Here is an 18,020-nt window from a genome sequence, read left to right as displayed (position 1 = left end):
CGAGTAAGCTCGAACTGCAGCTCGGGTGTCATGCGTCTTCAGCTACCGGAAAGGTCAATGGCAGCATCGCATGCTCGCCAAGGGGAGCAAGCCTAAACTCTGGCCCGTCCCCGGCGTGCTATTGGGCAAAATCGTATCAGAAACGCCGGCCGCCCTCAGGGTAGCAGCACCGTCGAGCCGGTGGTCTGACGGCCTTCGAGATCGCGATGGGCCTGTGCGGCGTCCTTCAGAGCATAGCTCTGGTTCACCGGAATGCGGACCGCGCCCGAGGCGACCGCCTCGAACAGGTCTGCCGCATTCGCGAGCAATGCCGGACGAGTGGCGATATGCGTGAAGAGCGTCGGGCGAGTCGCGTAGAGCGACCCCTTCTGCGACAGCGCCAGCAGGCTGAAATTCTGGATCGCGCCCGAGGCGTTGCCGAAGCTCACGAACAGGCCGCGCGGCTTGAGACAGTCCAGCGAGCCCGGATAGGTCGCCTGCCCCACCCCGTCATAGACCACGTCGCACAGCGTGCCGTCGGTGATCTCCTTCACCCGATCGGCGAAGTTCTCGCGGGTGTAGTCGATGGTGTAGGTCGCGCCATTGGCCGTCGCCAGCTCGGCCTTTTCGGCCGAACCGACCGTGCCGATCACGGTCGCGCCGATATGGGCGGCCCACTGACACAGGAGCAGCCCGACGCCGCCGGCCGCAGCGTGCACGAGGATGACGTCGCCGGCCTTCACCGGGTAGGTCTGCCGGATGAGGTAGCGCGCGGTCATGCCCTTGAGCATCATCGCCGCCGCGGTTGTGTCGCTGATGGCATTGGGCAGCTTCACCAGCACCGCCGCCGGAATCAGCCGTTCGGTGCAATAGGCACCGATGGCGGCCCCATAGGCCACGCGGTCGCCCTTCCTGAAGTCGGTGACGCCCTCGCCGACTTCCTCGATCACGCCCGCGCCCTCATTGCCGGGAATGAACGGCAGACCGCTCGGCGCGGGATAAAGGCCGGTGCGGAAATAGGTGTCGATGAAGTTCAGGCCGATCGCGGTGTGCCGGAGCCGGACCGCGCCCTTTCCGGGAGCACCGACCTCGATCGGCTCGTAGCTCAGGACTTCGGGCCCGCCAACTTCATGGACGCGTATCGCAGACGCCATCATGCACTCTCACGCTTGCAGGGAAGACAGCGGATCAGGCCGCACGCCGACGCGAGGCGATCACGCCGAACAGCAGGAAATACAGCGCCAGCGCGCACAGACCGCCGGTCACCCACAGGCCCGGGCGCAGACCTTCCAGCACAGCCACCACGGCGAGCACCGCCCACAGCGCCAGCAACGCGATGGTGACAAGGCGCATCCGCAGCACGCGGAACGGATGGACGAACTTGATCGGCAGGAAGGTGCCCACCGACAGCGCCGCGATGATCAGCGCGGTTACCAGCGGATGGAGAGGCACGAGGAAGAAGTAAAACACCACGACATTCCAGACCGCCGGAAAGCCCTGAAAATACTTGTCTTCGGTCTTCATGTTGGTGTCGGCGAAATAGAGTGCGCTGGTCAGCAGGATCGCCGCGCTGGCCGGCACCGCCATCCAGGTCGGCATCAGCCCGCCGGTCGCGACCGCGAAGGCCGGCACCAGAACATAGGTGAGATAATCCACCACGAGGTCGAGCGTCTCGCCCGACCAGCGCGGCAGCACCTCGACCACGCGCACCTTGCGGGCGATTGAACCATCGATGCCATCGACGAACAGCGCCGCGCCGAGCCAGGTGAACATCAGCGGCCAATTGCCCTCGACCGCCGCGATCAGCGCCAGCAGGCCGAACACCGCGCCCGAGGCGGTGAACAGATGGACGGCGAAGGCCAGCGTCTGCTGCCGCGTGGGACGCTCGCGCACCGGACGCTCGTCAATTGGTTTGGACGTTGCCGCCACAGGTGTTCCTCCGAAGGCCGCTTCGTTCGCACGGCCGGCACGTTCTTGATCGCCATCACGCATATAGCACGCGCCCGCATTGATCCGCATTGCCAGACCGCGGCATCGTGCTTATCCCACACTCCAGCCCGCGCTTATAGCCCTGCGCTGTAACGGATGGAGGCCTTGATGGCACCGAACACCACCGCGACCCCTTCGGCTCATCACCTTGTCGTGGCCGGCGGTGGTGCCGCCGGGCTCGTGAGTGCGCTTGCCCTCGCCTCTGGCGGGGTCGGCGTCACGCTGATCGCCCCTCCCCGCGCGCCGGACCCGCGCACGACGGCGCTGATGGACGGCTCCGTCAAGGCACTGAAGGCGCTCGGCGTCTGGGAAGCGCTGCGCCCGAATGCCTCGCCGCTGCGCGTGATGCGGCTGGTCGACGGCACAAAGCGGCTGCTGCGCGCGCCGGAAGTCGCGTTCCGTGCCGACGAGCTGCAACTCGATGCCTTTGCGTGGAATTTCGAGAACGAGCCACTGCTCGCCGCGCTCGACTCCGCCGTGGCCGCGCAAGCCGGCATCCGCCGGATCGTGGCGAAGGTCGATCACGTCCGTCAGGATGACGCTGGCGTGAGCGTCGCGCTCGACGACGGCTCCACGATCGAGGCGGCCCTGCTTGCGGCGGCCGATGGGCGAAATTCGCCGTGCCGGCGCGATGCCGGCATCGCCATGCGCAGCCGCGACTATCCGCAGGTCGCCGTCACCGCCACGCTGGCGCACGGCCGCCCGCATGGCGACATTTCCACCGAATTCCACACCGAGACCGGCCCGTTCACGCTGGTGCCGCTGCCAGGCGACCGCTCCAGCGTGGTGTGCGTGGTCTCGGCCAAGGAGGCCGAGGCGCTCGCGGCGCTCGACGACACCGCGTTCGCGCGGGCCATGGAGAAACGCGCGCACTCGCTGCTCGGGGCGATGAAGCTCGATTCGGTACGCGGCAGCTTTCCCTTGAGCTCCCGCACCGCCGAGCGTTTTTCACGCGGGCGCATCGTGCTGGTGGGCGAGGCCGCGCACATCATCCCTCCGATCGGCGCGCAAGGTCTCAATCTCGGTATACGCGACGCCGCGACGCTGGCCGAACTGGCGGTCGACGCGCTGCGGGCGGGCGTGGATATCGGCTCGGCCGGCGTGACGGACGGCTATGAAGCCCGCCGCCGCGCCGATGTGGAAGGGCGCAGCCTCGCGGTCGACCTGTTCAACCGCTCGCTGCTCACCGATTTCCTCCCCGTGCAGGGGCTGCGCGGCATGGGGTTGTGGCTGCTCGGCCGCTCGCCGACGCTGCGCCGGCGCGTCATGCGCGAGGGCGTGGGACCGACGCGTAATGTTCCCCGCCTTCTGGCCGGCGAGCCGGTCTGAGGCAGGTTTCAGCGCAGCACGACCATGTCGTGCTGCAGGGCATACAACATGGCGGTCACGGTCACGACCGAGACGATCGTGCCGATCAGCACGCCGCCCGACGCGCCCTCCACATAGGTCTCATACTGCTTGGCCATGATGAAGGCGTTCAGCGCGGGCGGCAGCGAGGCCATCAGCACGGCGGTGGCGACCCACACCGGCTCGAAGCCGCCGACCGCCATCAGCACGCCCCAGATCAGCAGGGGGTGCAGCACCAGCTTGATCGCGATCAGCGGCGGCACCTCCCCCTGCATCCGCGCCATGGGCCGCAACGCCACCGAGACGCCGAGCGTGAACAGCGCGCAGGGCGCCGCGGCGTTCTTCAGGAACTCCAGCATCCGGTCGATCGCTGCCGGCGGCTGGAACTCGATATAGGCCGCGAACACGCCGAGGAAGGTCGCGACATTGAACGGGTGCGTCAGCACCCGGCGCGCCACCAGCAGCAGCGTCTCGCTGATACGCCGCTTGTCGCGCCCGCTGACCGCCATCAGCAGCGGCACGGCGGTGAAGAAGAACAGGCTGTCGAACACGAAGATCAGCGCCGTCGGCACCGACGCGCCCGCCCCAAGGGCCCCGAGGGTCAGCCCCGGCCCCATATAGCCGACATTGGAATAGGCGCCGACGACGGCGCCGATCGTGGCTTCAGGCAGGTTGCCCCGGCGCAGCCACAGCCCGACGCCGAGCGAGAGCGCGAAGCACAGGGCCGTCGAGAGCGTGGTGGCGACGATGAAGCTGCCATTGGTCAGCTCGGAAAACGGCGTGCGCGCCACCAGCGAGAAAAACAGCGCCGGCAGAGCAAGATAGATGATGAAGAAGCTGAGCCATGCGAGGCCGCCCTCGGGAATGCGGACGAAACGGCCGCATCCCAAGCCCAGAAAGATCACACCAAAAAACGGCAGCGCCAGCGCCAGAACCTCGGCCATGATGCTGGCTATCGGGTCGCCGGATTCGGGTCAATGTTCATTTTAAGCCGGACCGGCCGGTGATTGCATCGATCAAATCGCCGTGGGAGTAATTGGGCGACGCATCGTTGCCGGGCCGCTACGAGGACGTCCTTACCTGTCGCGCGAAGAGTGTTGAGCCATGGACATGAAGGAACGCAACGCCAAGTACCGCATCGGCCAGATCGTCCGGCACCGTCACTACTCGTTTCGCGGCGTGGTCTTCGATGTCGACCCGGAATTCTCGAACACCGACGAATGGTGGGAATCGATTCCCGAGAACATCCGCCCCACCAAGGACCAGCCGTTCTACCACCTGCTCGCCGAAAACGCCGAGACGGAATACGTCGCCTATGTCTCCGAGCAGAACCTCGAACCAGACACCTCGGGAGAGCCGGTCCGCCATCCCCAGGTCGAGGAAATGCTGGCGGCCGATGGCGACGGCGGCTGGCGGGTGCGCAGCGAGCGGCTGCAATAGGTTAGGCTGCCAACCTCATCTCGAAAATGAAAACGCCCGGCTCATCGCCGGGCGCTGTCGTTGATGTGGACCGATGTCCCGCGTCACTGCGCCGGCTGAGCGGCGCCCTTCAGCTTCTCTGCGCCCAGCTTCTCAAGACCGGCCTTGGTCTGCTGTTCGCGCGCGGCGGCCTCGCTCTGGAGCTGCGTCTGGCGGGCCTTGACCTGTTCCTGGATCTTCTTGAGCTGCTCGTCGAACACCTTGGGGTCGGTCTGCGGCCCGTCATAGGTCTTGGCGAAGTCGCCGAGGCCGATCGGGTAGGAAATCAGCCGGCCGACCTGGTTCGCCACCTGCAGGGTTAGGCCCGGGGCCTTCTTCATGCGGTTGATGAAATCCTGGTCGATCTGAAGGTCGCCACGGCACATGCGCTCGTCGCACATGATGAAGGTGCCCATGATCGGCTGCTCGTTGGCCAGCGCGACCCGGAAGCCGTTGCGCAGCAGAAGGCCGGTCGGGAATGAGACGGTGAACGCCTTCCGCTGGTCGTCCTTGACCTCGAAGATGCCGAAGCGGACCAGAAACTGCCCGGTGTCGGTGATGATGGTCTGCTCGTAGTTACAGACCTCCTTCTTGATCGAAGGCTCCTGCTCGCAGCGCTTCACCCACGGAACCGGAATGGCGGGAATCTGCTGGGCCTGCGGCTGACCGGCGGGGGCAGCCTGGCCGGCCGGCGCGGCCTGCGCCGCCGGAGCGGCGGGCTTGGCGGGGGCCGGCTTCTGGGCCTGCTGGGCCTGAGCCGCGCCACCGGCAATGGCCAGCGCGAGGACGGCACCGGCTACATGGCGCGCAAAGCGAGGCGCGGAGAACGTGCGTGTGATCATATCGAGTTCCTGTCGTGCGGACCGCAGCGAGGACGATTAAGGAAGACGCCTCGGCGCCATCTCCAAGACAAGCGCTGTCTCCCGTCCAAATACGGCGAGACAGTGACCCGGCTGCATATCCGGCCTCTCTGTTCAAGCCGTACACGATTGGCTAAGCACGAGTCGAATCTATGACCGGAGGAGCGCTAGCGTGACCGATATCGCCCGTCGCGCCTTTCTGCGCAACGGTCTTGTTGCGGGAGCCGGCCTGCTCATAGGCACGGGCCGCCCACCTGTCGCCCGCGCCGCGGCCGACGGGGTGGCGAGCCATGGCCTCGCCATGCACGGAAAACCGCTTCATCCTGCTGACTTCACGAACTTTTCCGGCGTGAACCCGCAGGCGCCGCAGGGTGGGCGCCTCACCCAGGGCGTGGTCGGCGCTTTCGACAGCCTCAACCCGTTCATCGTGCGCGGCAATGCGCTGCCCTTCATACGCTGGAACATCGTCGAAAGCCTGATGGCGCGCTCGCCCGACGAGGCGTTCACGGTCTATGGCCTGATCGCCCGCACCATCGAGACTGACGATGCGCGCTCATATGTCGCCTTCGCGATCGATCCACGCGCGCGCTTCTCGGACGGCGCGCCGGTCACCGCGCGCGACGTCCTGTTCTCCTTCGAGCTGCTGAAAGCCAAGGGCCGCCCCAATCACCGCGCCTTTTACGGCAAAGTTGCGCGGGCTGGCTCCGATGGGCCGCTCGATGTGCGCTTCGACTTCGCCGAGGTCGATCGCGAATTGCCGCTCATTCTCTCGCTGATGCCGGTGCTGGCCGAGCACGCCACAGACGCGACGCGCTTCGAGGAGACCAGCTTCACCGCGCCGCTCGGCAGCGGTCCCTATCGCGTCACAGAGGTGCGGCCGGGCGAGACTGTGGTGCTGGAGCGCACCAGCGACTATTGGGGGCGCGACCTGCCGGTCAATCGCGGCAATCATAATTTCGACAGTCTGCGCTACGACTTCTATCGCGACGTGAACGGCCAGTTCGAGGCCTTCAAGCGCGGGCTCTACGACATCCGATTCGAGACCGATCCCGGCCGCTGGAAGACCGGCTACAACTTCCCCGCCGTGCGCGATGGCCGCATCGTGCGGGAGGAGGTCGGAAACGGCCGCCCCAAGCCCTATTCCGCGCTGATCTTCAACATGCGCCGCCCGCTTTTCAAAGATGCCCGAGTGCGCGAGGCCATGGTGGAGCTGTTCGATTTCGAATGGGCCAACGCCAATCTCTATTTCGGCCTCTACCGGCGCAACGGCTCGTTCTATGACGATTCCGAACTCTCCGCCCTCGGCCGGCCAGCCGGCGCGCGGGAACGGGAACTGCTGGCCCCCTACCCCGCCGCGGTGCTACCGCAGGTCATGGACGGCAGTTGGCGGCCGCCGGTCTCCGACGGCACCGGGCGCGACCGGGTAAGGCTCAGGCGCGCATTGGATCTCTTCGCCGCCGCCGGCTGGGAACTGAAAGCCGGCGCGATGACCTCGGCCGCCACCGGGCGCCGCTTCTCCCCCGAGCTTCTGGTCGGCACCAAGGATCAGGAGCGCCTCGCGCTGGCCTATCAATCCATGCTGCGCCGCGCCGGGATCACTCTGAGCATCCGCCTCGTCGACAATGTGCAGTTCGAGGCGCGCAAGCAGAGCTACGACTACGACATAGTGCCCTATATCTGGGACCAGTCGCTCTCTCCGGGCAACGAACAGGCGTTCTATTTCGGCTCGCCGGCGGCCGACACGCCCGGCACGCGCAATTTCATGGGGCTCAGGAGCCCGGCGGCGGATGCGATGATCGCCGCGCTGCTCGCAGCCCGCGAGCGCGCGGATTTCATTGACGCGGTGCGCGCGCTCGACCGGGTGCTGATGTCGGCGCGCTTCTCGCTGCCGCTGTTCTACACCCCCGCGCAATGGATCGCGCGCTGGGAACAGATCCAGAGGCCGGAACGGGTCTCGCTCGCCGGTACCCTGGCGGAGAGCTGGTGGCGCCGGCCGGGCGGGTAGGCTCGGTGGTGGTGCCTGGAAACCAAATCGGCGTGAATTCCTTGGCCCTGCGGCCATGAAGCGCTGGACATGGCGGGCGGAAACGTCTCCTTAGGGGATGTCCGGGCGCCCGGTCGCCTCTCGCGGGGAGAGCGGCGCCTGTTACAGGTTTCGGAGTAGCGCCATGAGTGACCGCGCCGCGCATTACGCCGCGCTTATCCTGACCGGCCTTCTGGTCCTGCCGGCGGTGCCGGCACTGGCCCAGAACCCGGCAATCACGATCCATCCCAATTCCGTGCCGAATGGCGACGAGAATGTGGAGATCAATATCCCGCCGCTGAACAACCCGAACTATCTGGACCCCGGTCCCGCTCCGTTCGTGCCCGGCGCCAGCAAGTCCGAGGACTATATGCAGCAGGCTGGCGGCGACAGCATGGGCGGCGTCGGTGTCGGCATTGGCGGGGACGTGGATGCCGACCTGCTGCCCGACAGCGACAGCGCGTACAACCTGCCGCCATGAGCCCTGAGGGAACCGGCGGCGCTCGCTAGCGCCGCCAGCCCTTCGGGCCGGATGGCCGCGCACCCGGCGACGTGGGAGCCGAGGGGCGGAAACCGGTGGGCCGGAACGCACCGCCGGACTTCTTGGCCGGTGCCGCCGGAGCCGGCGCGGGCCGGGGCGGAGAGGCCACCTTGTTGAACACGCTTTGATCCGCCGGAAGTGTGCCCTTCAACCCGGCGAGCTTCGCGAGGTCCTTGAGCAGCGCCACGGTGCCCTTCAGCCGCGCCTCGGCATCCGGCCAGTCCTCCGAGATAACGAGCTTCAGGTCCGGGCGCACCTTGGCCACCACGTTCGGCAGGCCGATCCATCCCACCAGCCCCGCGGTATTGGGAAACTGGTTGTCGCGGAAGGTCAGCACCGCGCCACGCGGGCCGGCATCGACCTTCTCGACATTTCCCCGCCGGCACAGTGCCTTGATGGCGACCAGCTTGAGCAGTTGCTGCACTTCCTCGGGCAGTGGGCCGAAGCGGTCCACCAGCTCGACGCCCATCTGCGCGATATCCTCGTCGGTCTCCATCTCGGCGAGCCGGCGATAAAGCGTGAGCCGGACATGCAGGTCCGCCACATAGTCCTCGGGGATCAGCACCGGCATGCCGATGGAAATCTGCGGCGACCATTTGTCGGCGACCGGCGCGGTGATGCCGGCCTTGAGGTTGGCGATCGCCTCCTCCAGCATCTCCTGGTACAGCTCGTAGCCGACCTCCTTGATGTGACCGGACTGCTCGTCGCCCAGCAGATTGCCCGCCCCGCGAATGTCGAGGTCGTGGCTGGCGAGCTGGAAGCCCGCCCCCAGCGAATCCAGCGACTGCAACACCTTCAGCCGCCGCTCCGCCTGCGCGGTCACCTGCTTCTCCGCCGGCAGGGTGAAGATCGCATAGGCGCGCGTCTTGGAGCGCCCGACGCGCCCGCGCAGCTGGTAGAGCTGGGCGAGGCCGAACATGTCGGCGCGGTGGATGACCAGCGTGTTTGCCGTCGGAATGTCGAGGCCAGATTCGACGATAGTCGTCGACAGAAGCACGTCGAACTGCCCGTCATAGAAGGCGGACATGATCTCTTCGAGCTGCGTCGGCGCCATCTGGCCGTGGGCGACGGCAACCCGCACTTCGGGCACCTGCTTGTCGAGGAAGTCCTTGACCTCGCCGAGGTCCTCGATGCGCGGACAGACATAGAAGCTCTGCCCGCCGCGATAGCGTTCACGCAGCAGCGCCTCGCGGACGATCAACGGATCGAACGGCGTCACGAAGGTGCGCACCGCGAGACGATCCACCGGCGGGCTGGCGATCAGGGAAAGCTCGCGCACCCCGGTCATGGCGAGCTGGAGCGTGCGCGGGATCGGCGTCGCGGTAAGGGTCAGCACATGGACGTCGGCACGCAGTTGCTTGAGGCGCTCCTTGTGGCCGACGCCGAAATGCTGCTCCTCGTCGACGATGACGATGCCAAGATCCTTGAACGATACCTGCTTGCCGAGCACGGCATGGGTGCCGACCACGATGTCGACCGTCCCGTCAGCGAGCCCCTTGCGGGTCTCGCTCATCTCCTTGTTGGAGACCAGGCGCGAAAGCTGGCGCACCTCGACCGGAAGGCCCTTGAAGCGCTCGGAAAACGTCTTGAAATGCTGGCGCGCCAGCAGGGTGGTCGGCACGACGACCGCCACCTGCTTGCCGTTCAGCGCCACGGTGAAGGCCGCGCGCAGCGCGACCTCGGTCTTGCCGAAGCCGACATCGCCGCAGACCAGGCGGTCCATCGGATGGCCGGAGCCGAGATCGTCGAACACCGCCTCGATAGCGGCTTCCTGATCCTCGGTCTCCTCATAGGGGAAGCGGGCGCGGAACTCGTCATAGAGCCCCGGCGCGGGGACGAGGCGCGGCGCCTCGTGGAGCTGGCGCTGGGCGGCGATCTTGATCAGCTCGGCCGCCATCTCGCGGATGCGGCTCTTCATCCGCGCCTTGCGCGCCTGCCAGCCGCCACCGCCCAGCCGATCGAGCTGCGCCTCGGTATCCTCCGAGCCGTAGCGCGACAGGAGTTCGAGATTCTCCACCGGCAGGAACAGCTTGGAGCCTTCCGCATAGTGGATTTCGAGGCAGTCGTGCGGGGCTCCCATCGCCTCGATGGTCTTCAGCCCGATGAAGCGGCCGATGCCATGGTCGACATGCACCACGAGGTCGCCAGCGGTGAGCGATGTCAGTTCCGCGATCACGTCCTGCGGCCGGCGCGCCTTGCGCTTGGGGCGCACGAGGCGGTCGCCGAGAATGTCCTGCTCGCCGATCACCGCAAGCCCATCGGTCTCGAACCCGCTCTCGATGCCGAGCACGGCGAGGCCGATAGTGCCGTTGGGCAGCGTGTCGGCGGCGTCGCGCGTGCCGACCGTCTGCGTACCCTTCAGCCCATGGTCGGCCAGCACGGTGGAGAGGCGATCGCGCGAGCCATCCGACCATGCGGCCAGCACGGTGCGCTTGGTCTTGGCCAGTGTGCGCAGATACTCCACCGCAACGTCGAACAACGAGGCTTCGGGATCGGCCCGCTCGGGTGCGAAGGAGCGCGCCGGCCGGCCGTCGAGGTCGATCACCTGCTTGGATTCCGGCAGCGCGAAGGCCGAAAGCGCGACCATCGCCGCGCCCTCGCGCCGGGCGTCCCACTCGGCACCAGTCAGATACAGCGCCTCGGGCGGCAGCGGCTTGTAGGGCGAGGACTGTCCGCCCTGCTCCAGCGCCTCGCGCCGTGCCTCGTAATAATCCGCGATCTGCTCCAGCCGTTCCTTGGCGGCGTCGGTGGTCTGCGCCTCCATCAGGATCGGTGCGCCGGGCGCGTAGTCGAACAGCGTGTCGAGCCCGTCATTGAACAGCGGCAGCCAGTGCTCCATGCCGGGATAGCGCCGGCCCTCGCTCACGGCCTCGTACAGCAGGTCGCCGCGCTGGGCGGCGCCGAACTGCGCGACATAGGCCATGCGGAAGCGGCGCATGGTCTCGGTGGTGAGCTGCAATTCGCTCATCGGCACGAGGTCCAGCGCGCGCATCTGCGTCGCCGTGCGCTGGGTCTCGGGATCGAAGGAGCGGATCGATTCCAGCGTGTCGCCGAAGAAGTCGAGCCGCACCGGCGCCGGCAGACCCGGCGGAAACAGGTCGACAATGCCACCGCGCACCGCATATTCGCCGGTGTCGCGCACGGTCGGGGTGCGCAGGAAGCCGTTCACCTCGGCCCAGCCGACGATCTCGTCCAGCGAGAGCGCATTGCCCGGCGCGGCGGAAAAGGACTGGGTCGCGATCAGGGCGCGCGAGGGCACGCGCTGGAGCGCGGCGTTGACCGTGGTCAGCACGATCGAGCCGCCCTCGCGGCCCTTCACCCGCGCGAGACGGGCGAGCGTGGTCATGCGGCGGGCGACGATGGCGCCGTTGGGCGAGGCGCGGTCATAGGGCAGGCAGTCCCAGGCAGGCAGCGCCAGCACCTCCACGCCGGGGGCGAAGAAGTCGAGCGCCCGCTCCAGCTCCGCCATGCGCTCGGTGTCGCGGCAGACCACGATCAGCGTCGGCCATGGCGCCTTGTCCTGCGCCGCGAGGGTACGGGCGAGGTCGGCGATCACCAGACCCTGCATGCCGGGCGGCACGTTGGCGAGGGTCAGCGTCTTGCCGGGCGCCAGCAGCGCGCCCAGCCGGGAAAGCGGGATCGTCATATTTCGGGAACGCTCTCGCCGGACAGGTGGAACAGCCGGAAACGGTGGAAGATGGGAGTATCGAACGCGGGATCGGGCACGCCGGTATTGATCCAGCCGAACAGGTCGGGGTCCTCGACCTCGATCAGCTTCTCGAAATCGGCGACATCCTCTTCGGAAAGCTCGGAAATCAGCGCGTCCGCGAAGCGGCCCATCAACAGGTCCATCTCCCGCGTCCCGCGATGCCAGGAGCGATAGAGGATGCGGCGGCGGCGGGGGTCAAGGCCCGCGCTCGAACGTGTCGTTCCGGTCATGAGAGGACCTCGTGGATCGCCCTATAGCGAAGGAAGCGGCTTTTAGCGCGACATGGGCGCCCTGTCATGCCTTGCGGGGGAATGCGTGCTGCGCGGATTGCGCAGGCGACACGCTTCGTCCACCTTGCCCCGCACCATGGCAACCGGCTCCCTGCGTCCCGACATCCTCAACCCGTATTTCGCATCGATCGAGAGCCTTCCCGGCATCGGTCCCAAGCTCGCACGCCCGTTCAACCGGCTGCTCGGGCGCCCCGAAGGCGCGCGGGTGCTGGATTTGCTGCTGCACCTGCCCTCCTCCACCATCGACCGCCGCGCCCGTCCGACCATTGCCGAAGCGCTGCCCGACACGGTGGTGACACTCAAGCTCCATGTCGACCGCCATGTACCGACACCGCGCGGCGCCCGCACCCCGCACCGTGTCTTCGCCCATGACGAGAGCGGCGATATCACCCTCGCCTGGTTCAGCGCCGATGGCGGCTGGATCGAGCGTCTGATGCCCGTCGGCGAGACCCGCTATGTCTCCGGCACCCTGACGCTCTATGACGGCGCCGCGCAGATGGTTCACCCGGACCGGGTGGTCGATGAGGCTGGCCTTGCGAAGCTGCCGCCGATCGAGCCGATCTATCCGCTGGTGGAAGGGCTCGGTCAGGGCCATGTCCGCCGCGCCATCGAAGCGGCGCTGGCGCGGGCGCCGGAACTGCCAGAATGGCGCGCCGACGGCGGCCCGGCGGACACGGCGCGGCCCGGCTTCCGCTCGGCGCTGGAGCGCATCCACCATCCGCGCGATCCCGTCGACGCCAGCCCGGCCGGCCTCGCCTGGCGGCGCCTCGCCTATGACGAATTGCTGGCGAGCCAGCTCACCCTCGCTCTGGTGCGCGCCCGCACCGTTCATCTGGCAGGCCGGCCGAGCGTGGGCGATGGCCAGCTGTCCCGGCGGATCGAGGACACGCTGCCCTTCTCCCTCACCTCCTCCCAGGTCGAGGCGCTGAAGGCGATCCGCGCGGACCTCGCCTCGCCCCACCGCATGCTGCGCCTGCTTCAGGGCGATGTCGGCTCCGGCAAGACCGTGGTAGCCCTGCTCGCGAGCGCGACCGTGATCGAGGCCGGGCGGCAGGCCGCGCTGATGGCACCGACGGAAATCCTCGCCCGCCAGCACATGAAGACCATCGAGAAGGTCGCCGCGACAGCGGGCCTGCGCCTCGCCCTGCTGACCGGGCGCGAGAAGGGGCGCGCGCGCGACGCCGTGCTCAGTGCCCTCAAGGCGGGTGAGATCGACCTGATCATCGGCACCCATGCCCTGTTTCAGGAGGGCGTGGAGTTCCATGACCTCGCCCTCGCCCTCGTCGACGAGCAGCACCGCTTCGGCGTGCACCAGCGCCTTGCCCTCGCCGCCAAGGGTGAGGCGGTGGATGTGCTGGTGATGACCGCGACCCCGATCCCGCGCACGCTGGTGCTCACCTATTTCGGCGACATGGATTCCAGCGAGCTGCGCGAGAAGCCGGCCGGGCGCAAACCGATCGACACCCGCACCATTCCTTCCGACCGGCTCGACGAGGTGGTCCAACGCCTTGCCCATGCGCTGGCAGAGGGGCGGCGTGCCTACTGGATCTGCCCGCTGGTCGAGGAATCGGAAAGTTCGGACCTCGCCGCCGCCGAGGCGCGCTTCGAGGAACTGCGCCACTGGTTCGGCGACAAGGTTGGACTGATCCACGGCAAGATGAAGGGCGCGCAGAAGGATGCCGCCATGGCCGCCTTCGCCGCTGGCGAGACCCAGCTCCTCGTCGCGACCACCGTGGTCGAGGTCGGCATGGACGTGCCGGAGGCCACCATCATCGTGATCGAGCATGCCGAGCGCTTCGGCCTTGCCCAGCTCCACCAATTGCGCGGGCGCGTGGGGCGCGGCTCGGAGGCCTCGATCTGCCTTCTGGTCTACCGCCGCCCGCTCGGCGAGATCGCGCGCGAGCGGCTCCAGGCGCTGCGGAGCTCCGAGGACGGGTTCTTCCTCGCCGAACAGGACCTCAAGCTCCGCGGCGAAGGCGATGTTCTCGGCACGCGGCAGAGCGGCTTTCCCGGCTTCCGCCTCGCCCGGCTCGACGTGCATGGCGCCCTTCTCGAGCGCGCCCGCGCCGAGGCACTAGATATCGTTCAGAACGATTCCGATCTGATGGGGGAACATGGAGCGGCGCTACGGATTTTGCTACATGTCTTCGAGCGAGATATCGCCGTGAAGCTCCTCAGCGCCGGCTGATTATTGCGTAACGACCATGAAACGACTTGCCAGCGCGACCTTGATGAGCCCGACGGACGATAAACCTCGCCGCATTTCTTACGCTACGTCATCCCTGCGCTGGATGATGTTCGCGCTCGGCTGGCTGTGCGTCGGCATCGGCGTTGCCGGCATCATCCTGCCCGGACTGCCGGGCACCGTCTTCCTCATTCTCGCCGCCTGGCTGTTCTCCCGCTCCTCGCCGCGCTTCGAGGCCTGGCTGCTCGGCCATCCACGGCTCGGGCCTTCGGTCGTGCGCTGGCGCGAGCGGGGCGCGGTGCCGCGCTGGGCGCAGTTCGTCGCCACGGGAAGCATGGCCTTCAGCTTCGGGCTGATGGCCTATACCGGTGTGCCGCCGGCCGGCCTGATCCCCGCCGGGCTGGTGATGCTTGCCTGCGCGATCTATCTGCTGACCCGGCCGACCGCGTGATGGACAAGCCGGTCGGCCTCATCCTCGCCGGCGGGCTGTCGCGCCGCATGGGCGGCGGCGACAAGGCGCTGCGCCCGCTCGGAGCAGGCACGGTGCTCGGCGCGGTGGTCGCAAGGGTGGCGCCGCAGGTGAGCGCGCTTCTGCTCAACGCCAATGGCGACGCCGACCGCTTCGGTCTCGACCTCCCCGTCATTCCCGATTCGCTGCCGGACTCTCCCGGCCCGCTCGCCGGCCTGCTCGCCGGGCTCGACCATGCCGCGCGGCACAAGCCGGCGGCGCGTTTCGTTCTCTGCGTGCCGGCCGATTGCCCGTTTCTGCCGGACGACCTCGCGGTGCGGCTGCTTCAGGCCTGCGTTGACCATGGCAGCCCGGCCGCGATCGCCTCTTCCGCCGGGCGGCGCCATCCGGTGGTCGGCCTATGGGAGGTGACGCTGCGCGGGCGGCTGCGCACCGCGCTGGTGGACGACGACGAACGCCGGGTCGGCCGTTTCGCCGACGCGGTCGACGCCGTCGCGGTGGACTGGCCGACAGAACCCGCCGACCCGTTCTTCAACGTCAACACCCCCGAGGACCTCGCGCAGGCCGAGCGGATGCTGGCCGCCGGCGCGCGCTAGCCGCCCGCCTGCCGCCAGTCGATGGCGTCGACCGGCACGGCATGAGCCTCGACCAGATCGGCGATGGCGCCGATATCGTCGAGGTCGATCACCGGCAGCGTGGCGTCCGGCAGCGCGACATCCGCGGCGATGGCGATGATGTGCGCGTCCTCGGGATGGAGGAACGGCTTTCCGACCTCGGCGCGGTGAATCTCGATCTTCGGGTGATGGTCGCGCTTGAAGCCTTCCACCAGCACCAGATCGACATGGGACAGATGCGCCAGCAGGTCCGGCAGTTCCGGCTCCGGCGCGCCGCGCAATTCGTGCATCAGCGCCCAGCGATTGGCGGAGGAAATCAGCACTTCGGTCGCGCCCGCAAGGCGATGGGTGTGGGAATCCTTGCCCGGCTTGTCGACGTCGAAATTATGATGGGCGTGCTTGACAGTCGACACCTTAAGCCCGCGCGCCACCAGCACGGGAATGAGCTGCGCCAGCAGGGTGGTCTTGCCCGCCCCGCTCCAGCCGGCAAAGCCGATGAGCCTCATAGCCGCGTCTCCTTCGCAGATGGGTGGCACGAGGGCCACATCGGCCGAGGGGGCCGCCCTGTCAAGCCGGCGCCCGCCATCGCCCGATCGGGCTTTCCGCTTGCGCGGCGGATGGCGCCCGGCCTATTGCGACCGCAGGAGAGTGGCCATGGACAACGACCCGCCGCAGAACCCGTCGACAGACGAGGCGCAGACGCTCGACCTCCGGGGCCTGAAGTGCCCGCTTCCCGCGCTGCTGACCCGCCGGGCGCTGGAGCGCGGCGCGCCGGGGCTGCGCCTCACGGTCGAATGCACCGACCCGATGGCGGTGATCGACATTCCCCACATGCTGCACGAGAACGGCCACACGCTGGAAGGCCAGGAGCGGCAGACCGACCGGCTGGTGTTCCACATCCGCAAGGGGTGATCCGCTGCGCCGGGCGTCGGATCAGATCGGCGGCCAGATCGCGGTCGCGCTCGATGGACAGCAGAGAGACACCGGCTCCGCCTCGAAACATCGCCCGCCGAAGAGTTCGTAACCCAAGAGTTACGAACTACTCGACTAAACGTAACTTATGAGATACAGTTCCGCATGTTCGATGTTCGTCAAACTGAGGTCTTTGAGGCTTGGCTCACTCACCTGCGCGACCGACAGGCCAAGGCGCGCATCCTGGCGCGGGTCCGGCGGCTGGAGCTGGGCAATCCGGGGGATGTGAAGCCGGTCGGAGAAGGCGTCAGCGAAATGAGAATCGATTACGGGCCGGGTTACCGCGTCTACTACGCGCAGAGGGGGCCGATTGTGGTGCTCCTTCTGTGCGGCGGCGACAAGGACACTCAGGATCGGGACATCGTGAAGGCCAAGGCATTGGCGCGCGAGGAGGACTGACACATGGCACTCAAGACGACGAAGTTTGACGCAACTGATTACCTCGACACGCCGGAGGACATCGCGGCGTATCTCGAGGCGGCATTCGAGGACGGCACGCCGGCTCTCATCACCGCCGCGCTGGGCGACGTGGCTCGCTCGCGTGGCATGACCCAGATTGCCCGCGACGCCGGGGTGGCCCGGGAGGCGCTGTACCGTGCACTCAGCGAGGGCGGGAACCCGGAGTTCGCCACCGTGCTCAAGGTGGTGAAGGCTCTCGGTCTCTCGCTCACCGTGGCGCCCGCGAAGGCGGCGTAAGCATGAGCGGGCGAGACGAAGGCTATACCGGAGATATAGCGACACCGATCCCGCCTGCCGACATCAGTGTCTCGCTTTTGGACGATGCTGCCATTCGAGCGGCGCAGATCGAAGCCGAACAGCGGCGAGTCGCGGAAGAACGCGAGAGGCGATATCACCTTTTGATGGAACACCATGGCGTGCCGTCGGGCCAGGGGCTTTTAAGCTTCGCGCTCTTAGCCATCGAACTCGCGCGCACGCACGTACCGGGACTACGCGTGGAAGCAACGGCTGCCGCGCATCGTCCGCGTGCATGGACGAGCTCTCGCAAGGCCGCCCTCGTCGCCGACATGGTGGAACTGATGGCAGCCGGCAAGACGAAGGCCGAGGCCGCGCGGCTCCTTGTCAAACGCGCAGCGTATCAATCGCTTGGTGGTAAGTCGCGCAGCCTGGAGAATCGCTTCGACGAAGCGAAAGGAGAGGCATGGGTCACCGCTTTGGCGGAAATTGCCAAGGACTTGCCGGCCGAGCACTTCATCGCAGCGGTCCGAGCGTGCACCGAAAACGAATGACCGACTTCGCGGTGCACCGAGAACTGCGCGCATAGTTCTCGGGCGATGACGAATTAGCACGGCAAGGACACGGTGAGGACAGCAACGGAACTGTTCTCACGGAGCCCGCCATGCACCCCGCTCACTCTGAAGCTGATCCCATCCTGCGGCCCAAGGAGGCCGCGGCTGCGATCGGATGGGCTGAATCCACGCTCGCAAAATCGCGCCTGTCGGGTGCCGGTCCAGCCTTCCTGAAGGTCGGGAAACTCGTCAGGTATCGCCGGTCGGACATCGAGGCCTGGCCGTCGAGCCGGCGTCGCCGCTCGACTTCCGATACCGGCGCGGCCGCGTGAGGAGA

General features: G+C 67.4%; 19 protein-coding genes. 12 read left to right on the top strand and 7 right to left on the bottom strand.

The window, feature by feature from the left end; translation table 11 throughout:
• Positions 1-155 precede the first annotated feature (155 nt).
• Both MKI84_RS01910 and MKI84_RS01905 read right to left on the bottom strand, forming a co-directional pair.
• Positions 156-1,133 (bottom strand): quinone oxidoreductase family protein, encoded by a 978-nt coding sequence (locus MKI84_RS01910; RefSeq protein WP_241616268.1) that lies wholly within the window; start codon positions 1,131-1,133, stop codon positions 156-158.
• 34 nt (positions 1,134-1,167) lie between these two features.
• Entirely contained in the window at positions 1,168-1,872 is a 705-nt protein-coding gene (locus tag MKI84_RS01905) for a CDP-alcohol phosphatidyltransferase family protein (protein ID WP_241616267.1), read from the bottom strand.
• Between the two features lie 204 nt (positions 1,873-2,076).
• Here MKI84_RS01905 and MKI84_RS01900 point away from each other — a divergent pair, with 204 nt between their 5' ends.
• Complete coding sequence (locus MKI84_RS01900; RefSeq protein ID WP_241616266.1) at positions 2,077-3,297, top strand: UbiH/UbiF family hydroxylase; 1,221 nt, start codon at positions 2,077-2,079, stop codon at positions 3,295-3,297.
• A gap of 8 nt (positions 3,298-3,305) precedes the next feature.
• On the opposite strand, the gene MKI84_RS01895 is transcribed toward MKI84_RS01900, so the two are convergent.
• Positions 3,306-4,259, bottom strand: coding sequence for an AEC family transporter (locus tag MKI84_RS01895; RefSeq protein WP_241616265.1), 954 nt, complete (start codon positions 4,257-4,259; stop codon positions 3,306-3,308).
• A gap of 166 nt (positions 4,260-4,425) precedes the next feature.
• On the opposite strand from MKI84_RS01895, the gene hspQ reads away from it, so the two are divergent.
• Entirely contained in the window at positions 4,426-4,755 is a 330-nt protein-coding gene (gene hspQ / locus MKI84_RS01890; protein WP_241616517.1) for a heat shock protein HspQ, read from the top strand.
• An 83-nt stretch (positions 4,756-4,838) separates the two neighbouring features.
• Here hspQ and MKI84_RS01885 read toward each other — a convergent pair whose 3' ends face one another.
• A complete protein-coding gene (locus MKI84_RS01885; protein WP_241616264.1) occupies positions 4,839-5,615 on the bottom strand; it encodes an invasion associated locus B family protein in 777 nt (258 codons plus the stop codon).
• 319 nt (positions 5,616-5,934) lie between these two features.
• On the opposite strand from MKI84_RS01885, the gene MKI84_RS01880 reads away from it, so the two are divergent.
• Both MKI84_RS01880 and MKI84_RS01875 read left to right on the top strand, forming a co-directional pair.
• Positions 5,935-7,638 (top strand): extracellular solute-binding protein, encoded by a 1,704-nt coding sequence (locus MKI84_RS01880; protein WP_241616516.1) that lies wholly within the window; start codon positions 5,935-5,937, stop codon positions 7,636-7,638.
• A gap of 163 nt (positions 7,639-7,801) precedes the next feature.
• On the top strand, positions 7,802-8,137 hold the full coding sequence (locus tag MKI84_RS01875) for a hypothetical protein (protein WP_241616263.1): 336 nt from the start codon (positions 7,802-7,804) through the stop codon (positions 8,135-8,137).
• Positions 8,138-8,162: 25 nt separating this feature from the next.
• Here MKI84_RS01875 and mfd read toward each other — a convergent pair whose 3' ends face one another.
• Positions 8,163-11,843: a transcription-repair coupling factor gene (gene mfd / locus MKI84_RS01870; RefSeq protein WP_241616262.1), complete on the bottom strand. Its 3,681-nt coding sequence runs from the start codon at positions 11,841-11,843 to the stop codon at positions 8,163-8,165.
• Positions 11,840-12,136 (bottom strand): FAD assembly factor SdhE, encoded by a 297-nt coding sequence (locus MKI84_RS01865; protein WP_241616261.1) that lies wholly within the window; start codon positions 12,134-12,136, stop codon positions 11,840-11,842. The genes mfd and MKI84_RS01865 overlap by 4 nt, the downstream gene beginning before the upstream one ends.
• A gap of 151 nt (positions 12,137-12,287) precedes the next feature.
• Here MKI84_RS01865 and recG point away from each other — a divergent pair, with 151 nt between their 5' ends.
• The 3 genes from recG to mobA are packed head-to-tail and all read left to right on the top strand — an operon-like array spanning position 12,288 to position 15,446.
• Positions 12,288-14,384, top strand: coding sequence for an ATP-dependent DNA helicase RecG (recG, locus tag MKI84_RS01860; RefSeq protein WP_241616515.1), 2,097 nt, complete (start codon positions 12,288-12,290; stop codon positions 14,382-14,384).
• A 16-nt stretch (positions 14,385-14,400) separates the two neighbouring features.
• Positions 14,401-14,832 (top strand): YbaN family protein, encoded by a 432-nt coding sequence (locus tag MKI84_RS01855; RefSeq protein WP_425353780.1) that lies wholly within the window; start codon positions 14,401-14,403, stop codon positions 14,830-14,832.
• Positions 14,832-15,446: a molybdenum cofactor guanylyltransferase MobA gene (gene mobA, locus MKI84_RS01850; RefSeq protein ID WP_241616260.1), complete on the top strand. Its 615-nt coding sequence runs from the start codon at positions 14,832-14,834 to the stop codon at positions 15,444-15,446. Before MKI84_RS01855 ends, mobA begins: the two co-directional genes overlap by 1 nt.
• On the opposite strand, the gene mobB is transcribed toward mobA, so the two are convergent.
• Entirely contained in the window at positions 15,443-15,970 is a 528-nt protein-coding gene (gene mobB, locus MKI84_RS01845) for a molybdopterin-guanine dinucleotide biosynthesis protein B (protein ID WP_241616259.1), read from the bottom strand. The genes mobA and mobB overlap by 4 nt on opposite strands.
• 148 nt (positions 15,971-16,118) lie before the next feature.
• Here mobB and MKI84_RS01840 point away from each other — a divergent pair, with 148 nt between their 5' ends.
• From MKI84_RS01840 to MKI84_RS01820, 5 genes are all read left to right on the top strand, one after another.
• The gene (locus MKI84_RS01840) at positions 16,119-16,376 is read left to right on the top strand and encodes a sulfurtransferase TusA family protein (protein ID WP_241616258.1); all 258 of its coding nucleotides are present in this window, start codon (positions 16,119-16,121) and stop codon (positions 16,374-16,376) included.
• 165 nt (positions 16,377-16,541) lie between these two features.
• Positions 16,542-16,835, top strand: a complete 294-nt coding sequence (locus MKI84_RS01835) for a type II toxin-antitoxin system RelE/ParE family toxin (protein ID WP_241616257.1) — start codon at positions 16,542-16,544, stop codon at positions 16,833-16,835.
• Between the two features lie 3 nt (positions 16,836-16,838).
• Positions 16,839-17,132 (top strand): addiction module antidote protein, encoded by a 294-nt coding sequence (locus MKI84_RS01830; RefSeq protein ID WP_241616256.1) that lies wholly within the window; start codon positions 16,839-16,841, stop codon positions 17,130-17,132.
• Between the two features lie 2 nt (positions 17,133-17,134).
• Positions 17,135-17,683: a hypothetical protein gene (locus tag MKI84_RS01825; RefSeq protein ID WP_241616255.1), complete on the top strand. Its 549-nt coding sequence runs from the start codon at positions 17,135-17,137 to the stop codon at positions 17,681-17,683.
• 110 nt (positions 17,684-17,793) lie between these two features.
• Positions 17,794-18,015, top strand: a complete 222-nt coding sequence (locus MKI84_RS01820; protein WP_241616254.1) for a helix-turn-helix transcriptional regulator — start codon at positions 17,794-17,796, stop codon at positions 18,013-18,015.
• The last annotated feature ends 5 nt before the right edge of the window (positions 18,016-18,020 follow it).

The sequence above is a fragment of the Ancylobacter gelatini genome (assembly GCF_022601675.1).
Lineage (GTDB): Bacteria > Pseudomonadota > Alphaproteobacteria > Rhizobiales > Xanthobacteraceae > Ancylobacter > Ancylobacter gelatini.
Note: the sequence above shows the minus strand (reverse complement) of the source record. Positions and strands in the feature narration are given on the sequence as shown.